We start from the raw sequence: 22,441 nt of genomic DNA on the forward strand, positions 1-22,441 counted from the left end.
TGGACGCACTGTGCATAGAGAATTGAGCCCAGGAAATTGGTCCACTAAAAATGGAATCAAATCATTTTTTCTTCTCTGCCATTTGGAGTTCCTGTTTTACAACCTGCTGAAGCTGCTTTGTTCCCTTCGCACCAAAATGAAAAACATTCTTATCCGTATAATAAGTTTCGCGGAATATGATCCCGTTATCAAGCTCGATCCCGATAAACACCCTCTCATGATCACTAAGCTTCTCACTTGAGATTTTCATTGGATCGAACAGCTTCAAGGACAGCCACTCTCTCAAGAATGCCTCTTTGGAGTCTTTTGAAAAAGTATGGATTAGTGCCCCATCATATGTACTCTGGAAGATGATATTTTTTACTTTCCCCTCAATTGGATACAATTCATTTACCGTTTCGGCACTTTTATTTTCATCAACCATGTACACTTTGTTCCCCGCATACACCATAAAAGAAGATAAATAGCCTTCGACTTCATAAATCGGTGTCCCTTTACCGAGGAAGGCAGCATCCCCGTTTTTCATTTTGTGGTTCGTGCATGCGTCATCCGCCATTTCATAGCTGACTTCCCCAAGCTTCTTTCCTGTTTTAATCTCCAGCTCTTCCGGCACTTCCAATGAATCATGCTGATATCTTATATCATTAATCTTGACCATATCCACCCATTCAATGATCGTATTTGGCGGGCAGTTTTTTGACAATGTATTGCAGCCGGTAAGTAAAAGCATCATGAAAAATATAATGGCTAAGCCTTTAATCGGTTTCACGTTTATTCCATCTCCCCCCTCCCCCTAATATATTCCATGATTAGTTCCAAAAACCTTTAGGGGTGGAAATAAATAATGCCATTGTGGTTAATGCTACTCTAACGGACTGTCTAACAACCATTCTCGGGAAAAGTGTCCGTTAGAACCTCTCTATCGGACAGACTCATTTCCATTCTCGGAAAAAGTGTCCGTTAGAACCTCTCTATCGGACAGTCTTACAACCATCCTCCAGAAAAGTGTCCGTTAGAACCTCTCTATCGGACAGACTCACATCCATTCTCCAGAAAAGTGTCCGTTAGAACCTCTCTATCGGACAGGCTCACATCCATTCTACAGAAAAGTGTCCGTTAGAACCTATCTATAGGACAGACTCACATCCATTCTCGGAAAAAGTGTCCGTTAGAACCTCTCTATCGGACAGTCTTACAACCATCCTCCAGAAAAGTGTCCGTTGGAACCTCTCTATCGGACAGACTCACATCCATTCTCCAGAAAAGTGTCCGTTAGAACCTCTCTATCGGACAGGCTCACATCCATTCTCCAGAAAAGTGTCCGTTAGAACCTCTCTATCGGACAGACTCATATCCTTTCTCCAGAAAAGTGTCCGTTAGAACCCCTTTATCGGACAATATAACAAAAATCCCCGAAAAAAGTGGCCATTAGAGAATATCTATTACAAAAGCAACCCAACATTATGAATACGGAAATAACAGTCATCTAAAGCCACCAAACCACGCAACAATCCCCAGCAAAAAAGCCATGTTATCACTAACATGACTTTTAAAATCAATATACCTCTGTCAGCCTCCACCAGGCAGACTCCGGAATTTTATCTTCGCCTAAAGAGATGGTTTCCCCGATTCTTGGAGTCGCAATCTCTACTCCCGATTCTTTTGCGGCCTGGAGAGCCCTCTCAACTGGATCATGCCAGGCATGGAGTGACAGGGTGAACGCTCCCCAATGGACAGGGATGAGCAGCTTTCCTTTCACATCCTGATGTGCCTGGACCGTTTCTTCGGGAAGCATATGAATCGCTGCCCAGCGTGCGTCGTACTGGCCGCATTCCATCAGCGTCAGGTCAAATGGGCCATATTTCTCGCCAATCTCTCTAAAATGCTGACCATAGCCGCCATCGCCGCTGAAATATATCTTTGTTTGCTCGCCAATGATTACCCATGAACACCAAAGCGTAGAGTTACGGTCTGTAAGTCCGCGGCCAGAAAAATGGCGGGCTGGAGTACACGCGAGCTTGAGACCTTCGAAGATAAATTCATCCCACCAATCGTGTTCACTTATTTTATGGTCAGGAATCCCCCATCTTGTCAAATGGCTTCCGACACCGAGGGGAGTGATGAACTGTTTGACCTTCCCCTTCAGCTTCATGATCGAACCGTAATCAAGGTGATCATAATGGTCATGAGACAGAACGACAGCATCAATCACGGGCAGTTCCTCGATTTTGAATGGCAGCTTCCCACTGTAGCGCTGGTTCCTAATTGGAAAAGGTGTTGGGGCTTTCCCGAACATCGGGTCGAATAAAATCGTTTTCCCCTCTATCTCGAGCAGGAAAGCAGAGTGTCCAAACCAGGTGACTTTCACTGAGGAACCCTGATTTATTCCAGTGGTGTAGGATGCCATCGGAATAGGAGTCCTTGGCCTTCTTTCGGAATTGCCTTTTAAAAAGTCCCTCATCATAGAAAGCATCGAACCAAAACTCGTATCCCAATGGGTTGGGGTCTGGTTGACGAATTTTCCCTTTTGATATTGCGGAGACTGTGCGAATAACGCTTTCTTCTCTTTGGATTGCTTTCCCCCAAAGGCTGGATGAATCTTCTGGACCGCATACCCAAGTATAATGATTCCTGCTATAACCAATAAAAAACCGATGATCATGTTTATGCTCAGCACCCTATTTCTTGTATGAGTTCAGAAGGATACACAGTCAATCCTTTATCATTTTTCTGCGCAACGCGATACATCGCCGCAGCCACTGTCCTTCCTTCAATCGCTTTATATTTTCTTAGCGGCCCGGCAAATAGAAAAGGCACTTTTGAAAAAATGGCCGCTGCCGTCCTTTCGCCAAGCCTGAATTCTTCCCGTTCCCCCAGCAGGAGAGACGGACGGAAGATGGCAGTGGTTTCAAAAGGGATCTGTTTGATTTCTTCTTCGAGCTTTCCTTTCATCCTTGGATAAAAAATAGCAGATTCAGCGTCCGCGTTCATTGAGCTGACAAGCAAGAACTTCTTTGCTCCCTCCGAACTCGCCATCCTGGCAATGGAAACTGGGTATTCAACATCTATTTTCCACATCGCTTCCTTCGTTTTAGCCTTTTTGATCGTTGTTCCGAGACAGCAAAACACATCGTCCACTGAAAAAAGCTCTTTGCTTTGTTCAAGGTGATCAAATTGGACGATTCTTTCATCGAGTTTGGGGTGATCAATTCCAACCGACCTTCTAACAATCGCGATGACTTTGTCATAGTCATTTCCATTCAACAAAAACTGCAGCAGTTCCTTCCCAATCAAACCGGTCGCACCGGCAATCAAAGCTGTTTTACCCGCCAAGCAAGCAACCCCCTAATGAAAAGCTTAATATCCTTTATTATTCCACAATTTGTTTGATAAGAAAATTTTAAAAGCAAAACAGCCAGCCCGCAAATGGACTGGCTTCCTATCCTTAATCAATCTTCCGTTCTTTTTGCAATTGGGTTCTTCTGGCTGCGATGATCAGGTCTTCAACCGGTGATACGCGCCCAAGCTTATCTTTATGGACAATATGTTTCCGTTCAAATTGTGTGGGACTGTCCAACCCGGCAGCCGCTGCCAGATTGTACAGCCCTTCCCGCAGCGAAATGATATAGTTGGCGACACGGTACTTCTTCTCATCGACAACCAGGCCGTCCTGAAGCTTCTTGTCTGTGGTCGCTACACCGGCAGGACATGTATTCGTGTGGCACACCTGAGCCATGATGCAGCCAACTGAGATCATCATCCCGCGGGCGATATTCACAAGGTCCGCTCCCATTGCCAGTGCGATGGCGACTTTATCAGGAGTGATCAGTTTCCCTGAAGCAATCAGCTTTACTCTATCTCTGATTCCATATTGGCGAAGCATTTCATCAACAACTGGAAGGGCTGAGTTGATTGGGAGTCCAACCGTATCCGCAAGCTCCTGATAGGTTGCTCCTGTACCGCCTTCCCCGCCGTCCACTGTAATGAAATCCGGGCCCTTCCCACTTTCCTTCATGTAAGAAATCATGTTTTCGAGTGCGTCCATATCCCCGACGACAATCTTCATTCCAACCGGCTTGCCGCCAACAGAGCGCAATTCCTCGATCCAGTCAAACATGGATGGGACATCACTGAATTCATAGAATCTGTTCGGACTGTTAATAGTCTTTCCGACTTCAACCAAACGGATTTTGGCGATTTCCTCAGTGACCTTGGCTCCTTCAACATGGCCCCCACGTGTCTTCGCCCCCTGCGCCAGCTTGATTTCAAACGCTTTTACCTGTGGCATCTCGCTTTTCCTCTTGAATTCTTCCCAGGAAAACTCCCCGTTTGGCTTACGGACACCAAATAAATCCGGACCGATTTGCATGATGATATCAGGGTTCCCGGCGAGGTGGTGGTCCGACAAACCGCCTTCCCCGGTATTCATCCATGTACCGCCTGCAATTCCCAGACCTTTTGACAGCGCCTGGATTGCTTTCTCGCCAAGCGCTCCATAACTCATCGCCGACTGGCCTACCTGCCCTTTTACCCTGAATGGATAGCGGCAAGTAGTTTCGCCAAGCACGACAGCGTCCTCATCCTGCAGGTAATAAGGGTCAACCAGCTTTTCCTCGTTGTGTTCCTTCCTTGTGAACAGGCCCTCGCCATCAATCTTGTAAACTCTTGTTTTGATTTTTTCGGCGTTATCGATCTTCATTTCTTCCGTCAACTTTGGAAAGAGTGTATTCCTGATATAAAAGCCTTCCTCGTCAAAATCCTTCAATGACCCGAAGCCTATTAATCTTTCCTTATACTTTCCTGCCTTGACGACATCCTGGTATTCCTTGCGCGAAAAAGGCTTCCCTTCATTGTCTGCGTTAAACAAATACTGTCTCATTTCAGGACCGATGTGTTCGGTAAAATAACGCACTTTCCCGATGACGGGGAAGTTCCTCAGAATCGAATGCTGTTTTTGCCTGTCATCTTTTACATATAAATAGATAAATAGCAGAATCGGCACGAGAATGATCAAAGCGATGAAGACAAACAGGCCGATTACCAAATAATCCGTAAAACCCATCTGGATCCTCCTTTCCTATAATGAAGATAATGCTTTTGTTATCACTGTATCCCCGTCAGCCACCTCGAATGTTTTATTAAAAGTTGTTTCCGCCTCAAGCGACATGACGAGCACATCCGCCAGGTCCTCGCGTGATATTTCAGCATTATTAGCCTCGAGTGTTATGGCGGCCGATATTTTTCCATCCCCTGGTTTATCTGTCACTGCTCCAGGCTGTATTACAGTATATGTCAGGTTTGATTGACGTAGTAATTCATCTGGCATCTCCTTGGCCCCGATGTTCCGGCTTTCATCACCTGTTGCTTCATTGGCTGTGATGGCACTCATCATTACAAAGCGCTGAACTCCCTGCTGTTCGGCTTGCTTTACCGTCTGAATGACTGACTCATGGTCAACCAATACTGTTCTGCCCGCTTTGGCCCTTGGATTGATGCCCGTTAGATAAATCACCGCATCATAGCCATGGAATAAGGTTGGCAGTAATTTCTCCTCATAGATCACCAGTTCATTCGCTCCAAGTTTTTTCAATGTCTCGATTTGATTTTCATTGCTGATCACCGCGCAGGACGGATATCCATTTTTCATAAGCTTGTTGATCACCAATTCACCAACACTACTATGCGCACCGAAGACAATCACCTTCATTTTTGTCCCCTCCTTTGGTAAACTTTCTTATAAGACTTTGCTGCCTCCACACCCAACTCTGCTTTGTAAAAAAGAGAAACAGACAGAATCCGTTTCTCTTTCTAAATCAAATCATTCTATCCCAGTGTCGGTGTTCTGCAATTGCCTTGATGAATTCCTGGGCTTCCCCTGTCACTTCTTTGCTGTTTTCAAAAACGACGACTCCCGGTGCTTCTTCATGGTGTATTTTCGCGGCAGCCAGGAGTTCTGCCGCTTCTTTTCCTGCACCTACTGCTTTTAAGTGGCTGAACGCCTCATCCACAAGATAAACGGCTTCCTTTTTCTGCTTCAGGCTGTCGACACTCTGCTGGCCGCCGGCAACATACAAAGCGTCAAAAAGTACAGAGCTTCCTGTCAAAAGTGTATGCTGGACCTCAATCTCAGTACCGTCATCACCCTTGATCGTTCCAAGCTGTTTGCTGACGATTTCCGCCGTAATTCCGCTCTTTTTCAGCATGTTCATCACACCGGAAACTTCGGCACCGGTAAATCCATGGTCAGCAAGGATCGCAACCTTTCTGGTGTTCGGGAGCTTCGCTGTGTTCATCTGGCTTAATGCTGGAGAAGACATGGTCACTTCTTGCGGTTTGCTTTCCGGCTTTTTTGCTCCAAGGCTTTCTGCCACCTGCCCGGCGAGGAAGGTATCAATATTGCCAAGCATCTCGACAACCTGCTGCTGTACATCCTTGCTTTTCACTTTTCCAAGTTCAAAGCTGAATGCCTGGATCATATGCTGCTTTTCAACATCGGACATGCTGTTCCAGAAAAGAATCGCCTGTGAATAGTGGTCTTTGAAGCTGTCGCTGCGTGCCTGGACTTTTCGTCCTTCCACTTTCTCCTGATAATGCTGATATCCACCCTCGCTCGCAGATGAAGTTTTTGGATAATTGCTTTGGAGCGAGTTTTTATGGTAAGCAACCTGGCCGCGGTCAATCGTCATCCTGTGCATGCCATCGCGCTGATTATTATGGAAAGGGCATACCGGCCTGTTAATCGGGATCTCATGGAAGTTCGGACCACCGAGACGCGAAAGCTGCGTATCGGTATAGGAGAACAAACGCCCCTGAAGCAGCGGGTCATTTGAAAAATCGATTCCCGGCACGACATGTCCCGGATGAAACGCGACCTGTTCCGTTTCCGCAAAATAATTGGTCACATTCTGATTCAACGTCATTTTTCCGATGATCTTGACTGGCACCAGTTCCTCTGGCCAGATTTTTGTCGGGTCCAAAACATCGAAATCAAATTTGAATTCGTCTTCCTCATCAATCATCTGGACGCCAAGCTCATATTCTGGGTAATTCCCCATCTCAATCGCTTCAAAAAGATCACGGCGATGGAAATCCGGGTCCTTTCCGGCAAGCTTCTGTGCCTCATCCCATACTAAAGAATGGACTCCCAGAACTGGTTTCCAGTGGAATTTTATAAAACGGGCCTTGCCCTGTTCATTGATAAACCTGAATGTATGGACACCAAAGCCCTCCATCATCCGGAAGCTGCGCGGAATGGCACGGTCTGAAATATGCCACATAATCATGTGTGCGGACTCCGTGTTATTCGCGATAAAATCCCAGAATGTGTCGTGTGCTGACTGTGCCTGAGGGATTTCATTATGCGGTTCCGGCTTGACTGCATGAATCAAATCAGGGAATTTGATTGCATCCTGGATGAAGAAAACCGGGATGTTGTTGCCGACAAGATCATAATTCCCCTCTTCTGTATAAAATTTAGTCGAAAACCCGCGGACATCACGGACGGTGTCGCCTGACCCGCGTGAACCAGCAACCGTGGAGAAGCGCACAAAGACCGGAGTCTTTTTTGACGGATCTTGCAGGAACCCTGCTTTCGTGTATTCAGCCATTGGCTCGTACACCTGGAAGTACCCATGAGCCGCAAAACCCCTTGCATGGACAATACGCTCTGGTATGCGCTCATGGTCAAAATGGGTCATCTTCTCACGGAAATGGAAATCCTCCATCAATGTCGGACCGCGCTCGCCCGCCTTCAGGGAATGTTCATCTTCAGAAACACGAAGTCCTTGGTTTGTTGTCAAGGCTTCTCCGTCATGCCCGGACCTGAACTGTTCCAGCTGCTGATCTTTTGAATTTTCGTTCACAAATTGATCGTTATCATTTTTCTTCACTGAATCATTCCTCCATTTACGATGTGGGAGCATATTATGTAATCGTTAACAAGATGAATTGACAGACCTTATCACGGTCCTTTTTGTCGATGCTCCTCTATGAACGTATACCACAAGAAAATGCCCGCTAAACGATTCGTTGGCGGGCTGTGCTTTTTATAGATTTTTCTTCAAGTATTCTTTTGCATCTTCAGGAGAGGCAAATGGTTTGATAAAAGTGATTTCCTTGCTGTCATTTGCAACCGCCAGGAATCCGTCCGCCACCTGGATGATATCTGCTGATACATCCTCTTGGCCCTCAATCTTGACGGTATCCGAAATTGATGCCTGTCCCTTATCCACCCATGTTTGGATTTCAACTGCATAAGCATCATAATCCATCCCCTCATAAAACCTCTCTTGCAGATAATCAGTCGTCACTGGATCCTCCTCGGTTTTGACCTCCGTCTCCGGCGGCCCCTCCTGTCCATTCCCACTGTCACTGGCACTGCACCCCGCAAGGATCCCGGCAGCTGTTAACGAAATAAGTAGTTTTTTCATAAGATCCTCCTTGTCGTAAGATTCGTTTATATTTCTCATACCCCAATAAACAAGTGGGAAAAGTTTTACTGGATATTTGGATGGAATTGGAAGATGAGAACCATTTGACAAAGGAGCATGATCTTTTCAAATAGGATTCACGGCCTTAACTGGTATTACAGTCGCTGGGACTTAGTCAAAACTGTGCTATCTGGAGAAAGTTCCGCCAACTGGAGAGAAAGTTCAGCTAACCGGAGATAAAGCTCTGACAACTGGAGATAGAGTTCTGCCAACCGGGGATAAAGCTCTGCTAACCGGGATTAAAGCTCTGCTAACCGAGAATATAAACTGACTGCATCCATATTTTGACCTGCAAAGCATGCAAATTTCTCTCCGAATAGAGTCTATCAACCTTTTTGCAGCAATCCTAAAGGCCAGTTAGTCTTTTCTAGATAAAAAAAAACAGGATTCCGGCCAGGAATCCTGTTTTCGATTTTATTTTCACTCTGGAGCCGTGAATGAACGCTGGGCGAGTTCATTTTCGAGCATGAAGAAGGCGTTGCTGTCCTGGTCAATCCGGCGCAGCTTCTGGATGAGGCTGTCGAACAAGGCCTCTTCTTCGACTTGTTCCTCGATGAACCATTTTAGGAATGTCATCGTTGCGTGTTCACGTTCGTCGAGAGCGATATCTGCCAGATTATAGATGCGGCGGGTAACTTCCTTCTCGTGTCCAAGTCCTTTTTCGAATACATCAAGAACGGATTCGAAATCGTTTGATGGTGAACTGAAACCATCGAATGTCACACGCTCACCCATATCATTAATGAAATTGTAAAATTTCATCGCATGGAAGCGTTCTTCCTCTGCTTGTACCATAAAGAAGTTCGCAAAACCATCCAAATTTTCCGCCGAGCAATACGCAGCCATTGCCATGTACGCATGCGCAGAATAAAATTCATAGTTCATTTGTTCAACCAATCCATTTACTAACTTTTCACTGATCATACTATTTCCTCCTCAGTCCATGCAGCCCTTGTCTTTTTACGCTAACATAGTTATTTTGCCTTCACTATTGAATTTTACCCTTTTGTGCTGCTTAAAACCATGTTTATCCAACGGAGTGCAAAAGAAAAAAAGACAGTATGAAAGCAAAAGCTCATGCCACCATACTGTCTTTCAACCGTTAAAACAATTCCATCAAAAGCTCCCAGAAACCTTTCTTTTTCTCAGGCTTTGCTTTTTTCTCAGCTTGCTCTTCTTTTTCAATTGCTTTTGTTTTGATGACGAATTGGACGGAAGCCACTTTTTCATTTTTGGCAGAAACAAAGGAAACAGGTTCAAAGTCGGATTTGTCATATTCCTTGATCATCTCATTGATTTTCTGCTGCATTTGCTGTGGCAGGTCCTTCGTTTCCTCACTCAATTTGCTTGTTCCATCATGCAGTTCGCCGACTCCATTATCCAGTTCACCGGTGCCGTCAGCGAGGCCTGCAATTCCTGTGTGCAATGTATTATAGGAGGTGGCTAGCTTGCTGACTCCCCCTGTATAGCCCACGAGGCCGGAATGGAACTGACCGTATTTAGAGGACAATTCCTTGAGCCCTGTTTGCAATTGTTCCAGGCCGCTCATATCCGTGTCCTTTAAAGAAGCAGAAAGTTCACCTGAAATCGCATTTAGCGTGATGCTCATTTCTTTTACCGATCCGCTGATCTGCTTCAATGTTGGGTCGACGGCTACAAAAGCTTCCTGTACCTGTGAATAGGTTCCTTTGACTGTCTGGGCAGCTTCATAGGAATCGACCAATTTCTTGACTACATTGGCGTCTGCACCGCTCTTGTATAATGCCGCTATTTCTTCCTCAGAGATCTGTTGTGACGGAATTCCCATTATCGCACCATCCAGTGCACCATAAGCCGCTGCGTAATTTTCCCGTAAAACGGCCAGCCCATCGGCTGCCTGGTTCATCCCATCCGCCAATTGTGTCAGTCCGGCTGGCAATTGGCTCAGGCTCGCCATGTCCAGTTGGGCAGAATCTCCTGAAAGGGATGTGTTGATTTTTTTCAGGGCATCTCCAATCGAACTCGATGCACCAACAATTTGCGAGGATGAGCCGTTCAACTCGCTGATGCCATTTTTATATTTTGCTGAACCATCACGGAGACTTGCTGCTCCGTTATTTAATTGAGAAACACCTTTTTTCAAATCGGCAACGCCATTATTCAGTTCGCTGATTGCGTCGGACAATGTGGACATGTCATCGGTCATGTTATCCATCTCGGAAGTATCAATCGGCAAGGTTGATGGAACTGCCGCGATATTGATGCCGGTGAATTCAAAATCATTAACATCTGCCTTGAGGCTGAGGTTTTCCTCCTGGCCAGGCATTACCGTAAAGGTGATTTGATTGTTTTTCCCGGCGTTGGCCACCATGCCGCCATCTGCTTTCAAATTTTGATAGCTGTTTGAAAGCTGCAGCGAGATTTGCAACAAGTAATTCTCAAAGTAAATTGCATCTGCTTTTTCATTGGCGGCTGTACGAATCCTGATTTCCAACTGTCCGTTTTTACCGGCCAGCTCAGATGCATCAATCTCACGCCCATCAAGTAAATAGGAAACATCTATTGACCAAGGCAATTCCGTATTGTAAGCCATGTTTCCCTGGTAATAAAACTTTCCTTCAGGAGCATCGAATTGGACTGCCTGCCCATTCTGATCCATTTTGGATAGGTTTGTGAGATTCTTGACACTGCTATATTCACCGTAGTCGACAATCTTGCCGGCCTCCGCTACATCCAGTGTATTGACGACATAAATATCATCTAGTTTTCCATTGGCTTTTAGCGTAGCATATACCGCCTCATCCTTCGAGGTAATTTTGCCTTCCGCTTCTGCCGCAGCTGCATGATCAAGAAATGAAGGCAAGACCATCATCAGAGCGAGAGTAGCAGGCAGTAACTTTTTTGTCCTCATCATCATTTCTCCTCATAAAAATTTGCTTTATAGGTCGTCTTTTTAATGAATCCATCGAATACCAGCAGCATTGCCGGCAGGAGGAACACGACCATCACGAATGCCAGCATTGCCCCCCTGCCCAACAACAAGCCGATGGAACCGACAATGGGATTCGAAGATGTCAACCATAAAATGAACCCGACGCTCGATAGAATCGCCGCAGAAATCGAAATCGAAAATGTCTTTTCATCCAGGGTTTTGATGATTGCCTTCCTGGCGGACATTTCCCTGCGGTTATGCTGATAAGCTTCCGTTAAAAGGATTGCGTAGTCCACGGTAGCTGCCAGCTGGACAGTACTGATGATTAAATATCCGACAAACACCAGCGACGAACTGGTGAAGTACGGAATGGACAGATTGATCCAGACTGCCGACTGGATCGTGATCAACAGCACGAGTGGAATCGAAATAGACTTAAAGGTTGCCAATAGGACGATCGCGATCGTTACGACAGTCAGCACATTCACGACAATATTATCCTTGTTGACGACATTTTTGATATCATACAACGTCACACTCTCCCCTAAGCTCAGGGCTTTGTCGCCATAATACTTTTCAGCCGCTTTTTCCACCTTCTGAACGATTGAAAAAGGAACATCACCCTCTGTTCCCTGATTCGTATTGATGATCATCCGGCTGTAATTTTTCGAGTAAAACTCCTTTGTGATCGATTCATCCAAATATTCAGGAGGAATGACCGAACCTACCATATTGACATAGGCGATCACGCTTGTGACATAATCGAGTTTCTCCAGCTCCTTAACCAGTTCCGATTCTTTCGCGCGGTCCCCTTTTGGAACCAGGAGGACAATCGGCGTCGTTTCGCCAAAAGCTTCCTTAATCTCAGTAAAATCACTGCCCGCACGCGTCGTTTCCGGCTGTACGCCAAGCCCGTATGTGAAGGCGGTATTGCTCTGGGCCAGGAAGCTCGGAACAATGATGGCAAAAACCAGCAGCAAACTAGGGATTTTCAGTTTCATGACAAACTTCCCTATACCGGTAAAGCTCGGGACAAAGCTTCTATGCTCTGTCTTATCCATCCATTTATAAAACAGCAGGGTGAGCGCTGGTAAAAACACCATGACACTGATGAAGCTCAGGATGATTCCTTTTACAAGGTTCATTCCGAGATCCGAACCGATTTCGAACTTCATGAAAGTCAGGGCGATGAAGCCAAAAAAGGTAGTCGCAGCACTGGCGGTAATCGCCGGGAATGATTTTTTCATCGCCAGCTGCATCGCTTCCTGAGGATTACTTGTTGTCTTTCGGTAATCAGAGAAGCTGTGAAGCAAAAAGACAGCATAATCAAGGGAAACTGCCAGCTGAAGGATTGGTGCGACCGACTGGGTGACGAAGGAAACCTCTCCGATAAAGATGTTCGTTCCCAGGTTGATCAGCACCGAGACCCCGATGGCTGTCAGGAAAAATAACGGCTCAATCCATGAGTTTGTCGAGACGACGAGAATGAAGATAATGATCGGGACAAGCAACATCCCGGCATACATCGATTCCTTCCCGGCCATTTTTTGGGATGAAGCCGTATTGATGGCTTCGCCGGCAATCGCACCATCCTCACCGATCAATTCATAGATTTCATCGGTAATCCTGACCTCATCACCGGTTCGGACACTGATTGAGAACAGCGCATTCCCATCTTTATAATAATTTTCTACCGTTTTTTCATCTGCCATTTCAATCGGGGTTTTCAAATCGACCACATCATCGAGCCAAATCACTTCCCCAACACCATCGATGGCAGACAATTTTTCCTTATAGGCTATGGCCTCCTGCAAGGTTATATCCTTGATCATGACCCTTGTATCAGGGACATCCGCGGTAAATTCCTGCTCCATGATTTGCATCGCCCTTGTTGACTGGGCATCTTCCGGCAGATAATCCACCATATTATAATTGACCGACACAAAGAATTGCGCCACTGTTGATATTAACGCAAATAAAGCAAATGCGATGACAACAGCTTTTTTATGCTTAATGATTTTTTCTGCAATGCTGTTCATGTTTAACCTCACTTGAGTCTTTTACATTTACACTTTATCATTATATAAACACGGTGTTGGCTATTCAACAAACAGTTGCGTACATAACGTACATTACACAACATAAATTCATTATCTGTTGGGAAACGATAAAAAAGGACGCTGATTTTTAAAAATGGACAGAAGAAAAAAATATACCAGGATGGTTTTAAAGGAAAGCCTGATGGCATTGCTGAAAGAAAAGCCAATTTCGAGCCTTACGATCAAGGAAATCTGTGAGCTTGCTGATCTCAATCGTTCCACTTTTTATGCCCATTTTTCCAGTCAATATGATCTCTTGAACTCAATAGAAGAGGAATTCATTGAAGATATGGTTTCGACACTGAACCAATATAATTTTTCCAAAGAAGAAGAAGCTTTGAAGATGACCGAGAAGATTCTAGAGTATATTGCCAGGAATAGCGATGTATGCCAAATGCTGCTAAGCGAAAACAGCGATATACACTTCCAGAAAAAAGGCATGAAGATCACCCAGGAATTCATCTTCAAAAACTGGATTACCGACCGCCAGTTTGACCGGGAAACATTTGAATATATCAATATCTTTGTTGTCAGCGGCAGTATTTATGTGATAAAAAATTGGGTGGAAAATGGCATGGACAAGACACCAGGGGAAATGGCCGAAATCATTAACAACTTCATCAATCATGGATTGTCAAATATACGATAAAGCGCCAGCCCCATTCCGGGCCGGCGCTTTTATCATTTCAAAACCAGTCTCGTGACACTCTCAATCTGCGAGGTGTGAGGGAACATGTCGACTGGCTGGATATATTCAACTTTGTATTTCCCTCCAAGTGTCTGGATGTCCTTAGCGAGCGTTGAAGGATTGCAGGAAACGTAAACAAAGGTTTTCGGCTTGATTTTCAGGACGGTCTTCAGGAATTCCTCGTTACAGCCTGTGCGCGGCGGGTCGACGACGATCACATCAGGATGCCAGCCTTCCGCCAGCCATTTCGGAAGCAATTCCTCTGCCTTGCCAACATAGAATCTGGCATGGCTGACATCATGCTTCTGGGCATTCTTTCTGGCATCGTCAATCGATTCCGGAATGACATCCATCCCGCGAACCTCGCCTGCCTGATTTGCCATCCACAATCCGATTGTCCCTACTCCACAATATGCATCGACGAGTTTTTCCTTTCCAGTCAACATGGCAGCAGCTTTCGCTTCATTGTAGAGCTTTACCGTCTGCTCAGGATTCAGCTGGAAGAAGGTCCTTGCTGAAAGTTCGAATTGCAGGTCACCCAGGGTTTCCTGGATAAAATCTTTCCCTTCCAGTGTGGCGGTTTCACTGCCAAAAATGACAGATGTCTTTTCACCATTGATGTTCTGGACAATCGAGTTGACCTCTGGAAGACGCTTCTTGATTTCCGCGATGATCAGGTCTTTTTTTGGAAGCTCTTTTTTCGCCGTAATCAGGACAATTTGCAGCTCGCCAGTTTGGACTCCTGTCCTGGCAACGATTGTCCGTACGAAACCTTTATGTTTTTTCTCATTGTAGATTGGTATTTTCAAGTCCTGAAGAATCCCTTTTACAACCTCGGTAGCCTTCGTCGTAGCCGGATGCTGGACCGCACACTGCTCGATATTGATCAGATTGTGAGAGTTGAGACCGTACAGGCCGGCAAGCACCTTCCCGTCCTTTTCGCCAACCTGGAACTGGCTTTTGTTCCGGTATCCCCAAGTATTTTCCATGCCGATTGTCGGACGAATCTCAAGTTGCTCGATTTTCAGGTTTGTATGGCGCTCTAATGCCTGGATGACAATATCGCGTTTTTCATTCAGTTGCTGATCATAGCGCAAATGCTGCAGCTGGCAGCCGCCGCACTGGTCGTATACCGGACAGAGCGGCTTGATCCGATGCTCGGAGTGTTTACGGATTTTCTTTATTTTGGCTTCAGCGAACTTTGGGTGGACCTTTGTGGCTTCAGCAACAATTTCCTCTCCTGGCAGCGCACCGGGCACGAACACGACCTGGCGCTTGAAGTAGCCGACACCCTCGCCATTGATTCCCAGACGCTTGATGGTCAGCGGGAACGTCTGCTTCAGCTGCAGCTTTGGTGCTTGCTGGTCCTGGTTCGATTGCCCTTTTGAAATTTTCCTGGCATGTTGGCCATTATTTTTTTGCGGGGATTTCTTCATTTGCTGTCCTTTATTCCCTTGCTGCTCTTCATTCGCTTGCTGCTCTTTATTCACTTGCTGTCCTTTATTCCCTTGCTGCTCTTTTTTCATAAAACTTCACTCCAATTATTCAATGCTTCTCCATAAATAGAGCGAAGCATAGCTTAAATAAGGATTCCACGGTTCCTTGAATTTTTCCATCTGGGCAAGGTCTGGCTTGTCTTCCAGCTCAAAATATTTTTTCAGAGCATTCTGGATGCCAATGTCGCCCATCGGGAATAAATTCGGCCTGCCAAGCGCGAACATCAGGAAATTCTCCACCGTCCACGGACCGACACCGCGAATCTTAATCAATTCCTTAGACACTTCAGCATCAGGTATGGTTTTCATTTTTTCAAAATCAAGCTGCCCAGATGCGGCCAGCTCACCGATTCCGATCACATACTCCGCCTTGCGACCGCTGAATTGAAACTCACGAAGCTGTTCAACCTTCAGCTGGGCGACTTTTTCAGGAGAGGGATAGAACCAGACACCATCAACCTCTTCACCGAAGGCTTGCACGAATCGTTCCGTCAGTGTAAAAGCAAACTTCAGGTTCACCTGCTGGTGGATGATGCTCTTGATCAAGCTGGAAAAAGGATCAAATTCCAGCACAAGCGGTGTACCAAAATGGTCCTTGAACAAATCTTTTAACTCAGTCGTCTGAAAATGCTCATGGACCTGGAGCAATTCCACATCCCATTGAAAAATTTCCGTCAGACGACCTAGCGTTTTTTCTTTTTCATCACTGGCATGGACAACGAATTCAGGCTTTTCCAACGTACCCGTCGCAATTACATCCGCAACGATTTTTTTATCTTCAAAAGTAAGCGGCACCCTGACCAGCCGCTGCTCGATATCAACGGCGTTCAAAGGATCAAGCGCCAGCCTGCTCAAGGCCAGGTCAAAATTATACGGCCCAGTAATGGCCACCTTCTCTTCCCACATAAACAAACCGCCCTCATCTATTTTCCCCGTATTATAGCATTTCCGTGCTGTTTTTACGAAAATAGTGCTGAGCTTCTGAGAGGGAATTGATTTTTATAGGGGGCAATTGTCGTATTTTTGGCGAAGTGCACCTTCTATTAAGATGATTCCTGTCTTTACGGCTCAGTCTCACCTTTTTAGACAGGCCCATTTCCGGTTTATTGGCGCAGTTCACAACTTTATTGGCGATTCTCACTGTTTTATTGGCGATTTTTTAATTTTATTGGCGATTCTCACAGGTATTTTGGCGAAAATAAATTTTTATTGGCGAACTGGTAAAAATGCGTCTTTTTTTCCAATTGAAAAATCCCCGCAACCTTAAATTTGCAGGGATCAAACAATCAGTACAGCATTGGATCCTTCATGCCGCCTTTTTTAAGCATTAATTCATCAAGGTTTTTGAATTGATAGCCTTGTTCTTTCAAATCCCTGATTACCTTTCCTAGGGCGTCTGCGTTGTCTTTCGAAACTGTATGCAGAAGCAGGACTGCACCTGGATGGACTTGGGTCATGATTTTATCGTAGGCATATTGCGCGCCCTTTTGCTGGTCGGTATTCCAGTCAACGAAAGCAAGCGACCAGAATACATGGGTATAGCCGGCTTCTTTCGCGACCGCCATTGTCCTTTCGCTGAAAATCCCTCTTGGAGGACGCAGGTAGCTCATATGCTTCTTGCCTGTAATCCTTTCAGTTTCCGTGCGGACCATCTCAAGTTCCTTCTTGATTTTTTCATCGCTGATTTGAGTCATGTCAGGATGATGCCAGGAGTGATTGCCGATAATATGGCCTTCATCCGCCATCCGCGCAACAAGCTCTGGTGCACTCTCAAGATAATGTCCCGTAATGAAAAAAGCTGCAGGGACTTGTTCTTCTTTTAATACATCGAGAATTTTTGCGGTATAACCATTTTCATAGCCGTTATCGAAGGTCAGGTACAGATCCTTGGTATTTTTGTCCCCTTTATAGACAGCTCCATGATCCTCCAGAATGACCTCGAACATTCTTCCGGCATCGGCCTGTCTACCGTTCCGGCCCTTTTTGAAACCCCAGTGCAATGGCGAGTTCGAATTTTCCTCCGCGCCTGTCGCAGCCGGCAGGGCAATCAACAGCAGCATCGCGGACGCAAGCATTATCTTAACAAACGTTTTCATGATGTTCCTCCATTGATGTTTTTCCTTAGTGTTTGCCAGCAGGAGAAAATAATTCTACAAATCAGGGGGGAACTTTCGAGTGTATGTGGGCTATAATCAGCAATCGAATAAAAAAGAGTCTCGCTGCAATTTCAGCGAGACTCCTCTTATTTTTACTTATAAACTCGATCAGCGAATTGCGCCAATTTTTCAAGGGATGATTTCTCAACATCTTCGTGCAGGCTGTTTCCGTGCGAATCCATGGTTACGACTGCGGTAAAGCCTTCGACATTGAGGTGCCACATTGCTTCAGGAATACCAAAGTTCATCAGGTCAACACCTTCGACAGATTTGATGCAGTCCGCATAATACTGGGCTGCGCCGCCGATGGCATTCAGGTAAACTCCGCCATGCTCTTCCAAAGCAGCAAGCGTCTTCTTGCCCATTCCGCCTTTTCCGATGACAGCGCGGATGCCGAACTTCTTCATGATATCGCCCTGATAAGGCTCCTCGCGAATACTGGTTGTCGGTCCAGCAGCCTTCACATGCCAGTTTCCTTCTTCATCCTTCAGCATGACCGGTCCGCAGTGGTAGATAACCTGGCCATTCAAGTCGACTGGAGAATCGTGATCTGACAGATACTTATGGATTGCGTCACGGCCTGTGTACATCATGCCATTAATCTGGACGACATCTCCGACCTTCAGCTCGCGGATTTGCTCTTCTGTGATAGGTGCGGTTAATGTGACAACATTCTGTTCTGCAGGCGCTTCAACCGCTGCAGCAATTTCCTGTGCAGCAGGCTGGGCGAAGTCGATCTTCTCTCCCTCCTGGTACATCCACTCCTGGATTTCACCGGTTTCAGGGTTTACCGCTACGCCAAGACGGCGATATGCCCAGCAGTTATACGCTACGGATACGTAAAAGCTTGCCGGAATGCGGTTCATGACACCGATTTTGCAGCCAAGAAGCGTTGTTTCGCCGCCAAAGCCCATTGTGCCGATTCCAAGCTTGTTGGCATTTTCCAATACATACTCTTCAAGATCACGGAGTTCTGGATGTGGATTGACATCATCTACAGTACGGAATAATTGCTCTTTCGCAAGGTCATAACCAGAAGAACGGTCACCGCCAATGCCAACACCAATGAAGCCCGCGCTGCAGCCTTGTCCCTGAGCCTGATAAACCGAATGCATGATGCATTTGCGGATTCCATCAAGATCGCGTCCTGCACGGCCGAGTCCTTCCAATTCTGCTGGAAGGCTGTATTGGATATTTTTATTTTCACAGCCGCCGCCCTTTAAAATCAGGCGGGCGTCAATATAGTCTTTTTCCCATTGCTCGAACTTGATGACAGGAGTGCCGCCGCCAAGATTGTCGCCGCTGTTCTCACCTGTCAATGAATCAACGGAGTTCGGGCGCAGCTTGCCATCCTGCGTAGCCTGGGCAATCGCATTATAAATCGCCTTTTTCATCTCAAGCTGGTTTGCGCCTACAGGAGTTTTGATCTTAAAGGTTGGAAGACCAGTATCCTGGCAGATCGGCGATACATTATCATCCGCCATTTTAATGTTGTTCGTGATTGTATCAAGGCTCATTGCTGAACGGGTTCCTGCGTTCTCGCGCTCCGCCGCCGCTTTGATGGCCCGGCGGACATCCTTAGGAAGGTTCGTGGATGTTTCAACAACCAACTGGTACATGCTTTCCTGGAACTTTTCGATATTCATCTTTCTACCCCTCTCCCCATGTTTGCTGTCTCTTTATATGTGAAAATTTTATAACAATTTCTCCGATATCATTATACTCCTATCATCCATCTATTTAAAGATGAAAGTGGAATCGTTTACAAACAGAAAAGCGGAAGCGCCTTGGTCAGCCCCGACAAGCGCTGGAGGGCCTGCCCGTGAAGTCGCTCTTTGACTTCATGGGCAGGACCGAAGCGTCTCGAGGGGCTAGGCGCTGGAGCTGGACAGAGAAAAGCAGAAGCGCCCTGGTCAGTCCCGACAAGCGGCCAGCATAAAAAAGAGACCTCATATAAAAGGTCCCTTACAAATCGCGATTTTTGAATTCACGGCATTTGGCATCCATTTCTTCGACGATCTGGATCATGCGGTCGATATCCTCCAGCTCCGTTTCTTCCGGATCAATTGCTTCAAGCAGTTCAGCAAACATATCCAAACGCTGCTTCAGGAATACTACCTGTGTATTTTTATCATTTATCTGACTTCCCACTATTCTCGCTCCTTTCACTACCGTTAACATCCTACCGAAAAATGGGCAATTGTGCAATATATATCAGAATGCGTGCTGTTTTAGGGAGTTTTGAAAACCCAATTGCTATTGGGTAGTATTCCCCCTTCCCAATATGTTTGCACAGGCTTTTTCAGGAAAAAACATATAAGGGGTGATAAAATGCTATTTAATTCTTGGGATGCTGTCTGGCGTACCCTTATTGTCGGGATCCTTGCATATGCCGCACTTGTTCTTTTATTGCGAGTTTCCGGTAAACGCACGCTGTCCAAAATGAATGCTTTCGACCTGGTCGTCACGGTCGCACTTGGTTCTACCCTGGCGACAATCCTTTTGAATAAAAAAGTCGCACTTGTTGAGGGAGTTTCAGCATTCTTTATTTTAATTGCCCTGCAATATATTGTAGCATGGCTGTCAGTACGTTCAGACGGTTTCAAAAAGCTGATTAAATCGGAGCCGCAATTGTTATTTTACCGCGGGAATTTCTTAAAGGAAAAAATCATCAAAGAACGTGTTTTGGAGGTGGAAATCCTTCAGGCAGCGCGTTCCAGCGGCATCAATTCAATGGACCAGGTGGAAGCAGTTGTTCTTGAAACAGATGGCAGCATTTCCGTGATCAAAAAATCGGACTCAGAAACGGATACTCTTGCAAGTGTGGATCAATAAAAAAGCAGGCTGAAATTTTTCAGCCTGCTTTTTGGTTCCTATTCATCCAGTCCTGTCGCTTTGCCTTCCCGGCTGGAATCGGCAGCTCCATGAAGGACACCTTTTTCACGATCGAATTTGATAGCCTGGACATTTCCAAGCGGGAATGGTCCATCGGCGAATTCAAAGCCCTTTGATTCCATTTCACCTTTTGCTTCCATACTGATCCCCGACTCCCAGCCAATCAACGGGCCGGTACTATTAAAGATTCTCGGCTCCTCGATTGCCTCTTTCAGGTCCATGCCAAAATCGAGAACATTGACAATCGTCTGGAATACGGAGCCGACAATGGTTGGACCGCCTGGCGATCCCAAAGTCAATACAGGCTCATCGTCCTTGAAGACAATGGTAGGCGTCTTGCAGCTGACAGGCCGTTTTCCTGGCTGGATTTCATTCAGGCCGCCCGGAATGGCATCAAAATCTGTCAGCTCATTATTTAAAACAAACCCATGATCCTTGACCATGATTCCTGAACCGAACGGGTGCTCAACGGTAGAAGTGCAAGCAACGATATTGCCCCACTTGTCCGTTACCGTGAAATGAGTCGTTTCGCTTCTCTCTCTTTCAGCCTCAAAAGGCTGGCGGACGATATTAATCTCATTACCATCTCCATAAACCCATGGATTTCCAAAATCAATTGCATCGTTCCTTCGTTCCCAATTAATCAATTTCCGGCGCTCTGCAAGGTACTCCTCACTCAGCATTCCTTTTAACGGTATATCCCCAAACTCCGGATCACCGGAAAAGGCAATTTTGTCGGAAAAAGCGATCCTCATCGCTTCTGTGAACAGGTAATACTTTTCCCAAGATTTCACATCATATTTGCTGAGGTCAAAGCCTTCAAGTATCTTTAAAATTTGCAGCATCGTGGTTCCGCCGGCACTTGGCATATTGGAAGAAGCAATTTTATAACCTCGATAAGTTCCCCAAACAGGTTCATCAATGGAAATTTCATAATCTTTTAAATCTGACATCTCCATGATTCCGCCAAGTTCCTTTAGCGTAGAGATAATAGCTTCGCCGATTTCTCCTTCATAAAAAGCTTCGATGCCATCACGCTGTAGGATGCGGAACGTCTTTGCCAGATGCTCCTTCTGGTATACGTCACCTTCTTTAAGCGACTTTCCGCCTGGCATAAATAATTCCCTTGCATGGTCACCGAGTCGATAATCGAAGGTATTAAGACTTTCTTCCATAATCCAGTTGACCTCTACACCTTTTTCTGCAGCCTGGGCAGCAGGTTCGATTAATTCGGCAAGCGGTTTTGTTCCATATTCCTTCCTCGCCGCTTCCATCGCTTTCAAAATACCTGGAACCCCGACACCTATAGCATGAGTAGACCGCTTTTTAAACGGAATGACTTCGCCTTTTTCATCTAAAAAAAGCTCAGGGTGCGCGGCTTTCGGTGCTCTTGTATGACCATCGAAAATTTTCGTAGTCTTGCTTTCTGCATGATAAACCATGAAAAATCCGCTGCCGCCAATGCCTGTCATCATCGGTTCCCCGACATTCAGGCCGAATTGGATCGCGATCGCTGCATCGATTGCGTTCCCGCCGTCACGAAGTATTTTTTCCGCGGCATTCGTTGCTATAGGGTGCGCTGAAGCAGCCATCGCGATTTTCCCCGTTGCAGTTTCTCTATCATAATCACACCTGTCAGAGCGTGGTTTAAATTGCTTATCCATTGACATATCCTCCTAAATTAACTGACTGTACTAGTTAATACCC

At 45.9% G+C, this 22,441-nt stretch carries 18 protein-coding genes; 2 read left to right on the plus strand and 16 right to left on the minus strand.

Annotation, left to right across the window (positions count from 1 at the left end; all coding sequences use genetic code 11):
- Positions 1-61: 61 nt before the first annotated feature.
- From J7E38_RS11820 to J7E38_RS11865, 10 genes are all read right to left on the minus strand, one after another.
- Positions 62-769 (minus strand): hypothetical protein, encoded by a 708-nt coding sequence (locus tag J7E38_RS11820; protein WP_214707541.1) that lies wholly within the window; start codon positions 767-769, stop codon positions 62-64.
- Positions 770-1,555: 786 nt separating this feature from the next.
- Positions 1,556-2,662 (minus strand): MBL fold metallo-hydrolase, encoded by a 1,107-nt coding sequence (locus J7E38_RS11825; RefSeq protein WP_214707542.1) that lies wholly within the window; start codon positions 2,660-2,662, stop codon positions 1,556-1,558.
- 8 nt (positions 2,663-2,670) lie between these two features.
- A complete protein-coding gene (locus J7E38_RS11830; RefSeq protein WP_214707544.1) occupies positions 2,671-3,333 on the minus strand; it encodes an NAD-dependent epimerase/dehydratase family protein in 663 nt (220 codons plus the stop codon).
- Between the two features lie 112 nt (positions 3,334-3,445).
- Positions 3,446-5,062 (minus strand): FMN-binding glutamate synthase family protein, encoded by a 1,617-nt coding sequence (locus J7E38_RS11835; protein ID WP_214707545.1) that lies wholly within the window; start codon positions 5,060-5,062, stop codon positions 3,446-3,448.
- Positions 5,063-5,077: 15 nt separating this feature from the next.
- The gene (locus J7E38_RS11840; RefSeq protein WP_214707547.1) at positions 5,078-5,707 is read right to left on the minus strand and encodes an NAD(P)H-binding protein; all 630 of its coding nucleotides are present in this window, start codon (positions 5,705-5,707) and stop codon (positions 5,078-5,080) included.
- Between the two features lie 106 nt (positions 5,708-5,813).
- The gene (locus J7E38_RS11845) at positions 5,814-7,922 is read right to left on the minus strand and encodes a catalase (RefSeq protein ID WP_214707549.1); all 2,109 of its coding nucleotides are present in this window, start codon (positions 7,920-7,922) and stop codon (positions 5,814-5,816) included.
- A 123-nt stretch (positions 7,923-8,045) separates the two neighbouring features.
- Positions 8,046-8,429 carry a hypothetical protein gene (locus J7E38_RS11850; protein WP_214707551.1) on the minus strand — a complete coding sequence of 128 codons (384 nt, stop codon included), beginning with the start codon at positions 8,427-8,429 and terminating at the stop codon, positions 8,046-8,048.
- A 480-nt stretch (positions 8,430-8,909) separates the two neighbouring features.
- Positions 8,910-9,413: a ferritin gene (locus J7E38_RS11855; protein ID WP_214707553.1), complete on the minus strand. Its 504-nt coding sequence runs from the start codon at positions 9,411-9,413 to the stop codon at positions 8,910-8,912.
- A 178-nt stretch (positions 9,414-9,591) separates the two neighbouring features.
- The gene (locus J7E38_RS11860; RefSeq protein ID WP_214707554.1) at positions 9,592-11,379 is read right to left on the minus strand and encodes a Rad50 family protein; all 1,788 of its coding nucleotides are present in this window, start codon (positions 11,377-11,379) and stop codon (positions 9,592-9,594) included.
- 2 nt (positions 11,380-11,381) lie between these two features.
- Positions 11,382-13,439: an efflux RND transporter permease subunit gene (locus tag J7E38_RS11865; protein ID WP_214707556.1), complete on the minus strand. Its 2,058-nt coding sequence runs from the start codon at positions 13,437-13,439 to the stop codon at positions 11,382-11,384.
- A gap of 154 nt (positions 13,440-13,593) precedes the next feature.
- Here J7E38_RS11865 and J7E38_RS11870 point away from each other — a divergent pair, with 154 nt between their 5' ends.
- Positions 13,594-14,148: a TetR/AcrR family transcriptional regulator gene (locus J7E38_RS11870; protein ID WP_214707559.1), complete on the plus strand. Its 555-nt coding sequence runs from the start codon at positions 13,594-13,596 to the stop codon at positions 14,146-14,148.
- A 32-nt stretch (positions 14,149-14,180) separates the two neighbouring features.
- On the opposite strand, the gene rlmD is transcribed toward J7E38_RS11870, so the two are convergent.
- From rlmD to J7E38_RS11895, 5 genes are all read right to left on the minus strand, one after another.
- The gene (rlmD, locus tag J7E38_RS11875) at positions 14,181-15,713 is read right to left on the minus strand and encodes a 23S rRNA (uracil(1939)-C(5))-methyltransferase RlmD (protein ID WP_214707561.1); all 1,533 of its coding nucleotides are present in this window, start codon (positions 15,711-15,713) and stop codon (positions 14,181-14,183) included.
- A gap of 15 nt (positions 15,714-15,728) precedes the next feature.
- The gene (locus J7E38_RS11880; RefSeq protein ID WP_214707563.1) at positions 15,729-16,589 is read right to left on the minus strand and encodes a DNA-3-methyladenine glycosylase family protein; all 861 of its coding nucleotides are present in this window, start codon (positions 16,587-16,589) and stop codon (positions 15,729-15,731) included.
- Positions 16,590-16,969: 380 nt separating this feature from the next.
- Positions 16,970-17,779 (minus strand): delta-lactam-biosynthetic de-N-acetylase, encoded by an 810-nt coding sequence (gene pdaA, locus J7E38_RS11885; protein WP_214707565.1) that lies wholly within the window; start codon positions 17,777-17,779, stop codon positions 16,970-16,972.
- A 152-nt stretch (positions 17,780-17,931) separates the two neighbouring features.
- Positions 17,932-19,485: a fumarate hydratase gene (locus J7E38_RS11890; RefSeq protein ID WP_251030300.1), complete on the minus strand. Its 1,554-nt coding sequence runs from the start codon at positions 19,483-19,485 to the stop codon at positions 17,932-17,934.
- A gap of 319 nt (positions 19,486-19,804) precedes the next feature.
- Positions 19,805-19,990 carry an SE1561 family protein gene (locus tag J7E38_RS11895; RefSeq protein ID WP_214707567.1) on the minus strand — a complete coding sequence of 62 codons (186 nt, stop codon included), beginning with the start codon at positions 19,988-19,990 and terminating at the stop codon, positions 19,805-19,807.
- Between the two features lie 180 nt (positions 19,991-20,170).
- Here J7E38_RS11895 and J7E38_RS11900 point away from each other — a divergent pair, with 180 nt between their 5' ends.
- Entirely contained in the window at positions 20,171-20,674 is a 504-nt protein-coding gene (locus tag J7E38_RS11900; protein WP_214707569.1) for a DUF421 domain-containing protein, read from the plus strand.
- Positions 20,675-20,712: 38 nt separating this feature from the next.
- On the opposite strand, the gene ggt is transcribed toward J7E38_RS11900, so the two are convergent.
- Positions 20,713-22,398 carry a gamma-glutamyltransferase gene (gene ggt, locus J7E38_RS11905; RefSeq protein ID WP_214707572.1) on the minus strand — a complete coding sequence of 562 codons (1,686 nt, stop codon included), beginning with the start codon at positions 22,396-22,398 and terminating at the stop codon, positions 20,713-20,715.
- Between the last annotated feature and the right edge of the window lie 43 nt (positions 22,399-22,441).

Origin of the sequence: Bacillus sp. ISL-35 (assembly GCF_018613355.1) — a bacterium.
GTDB lineage: Bacteria > Bacillota > Bacilli > Bacillales > Cytobacillaceae > Mesobacillus.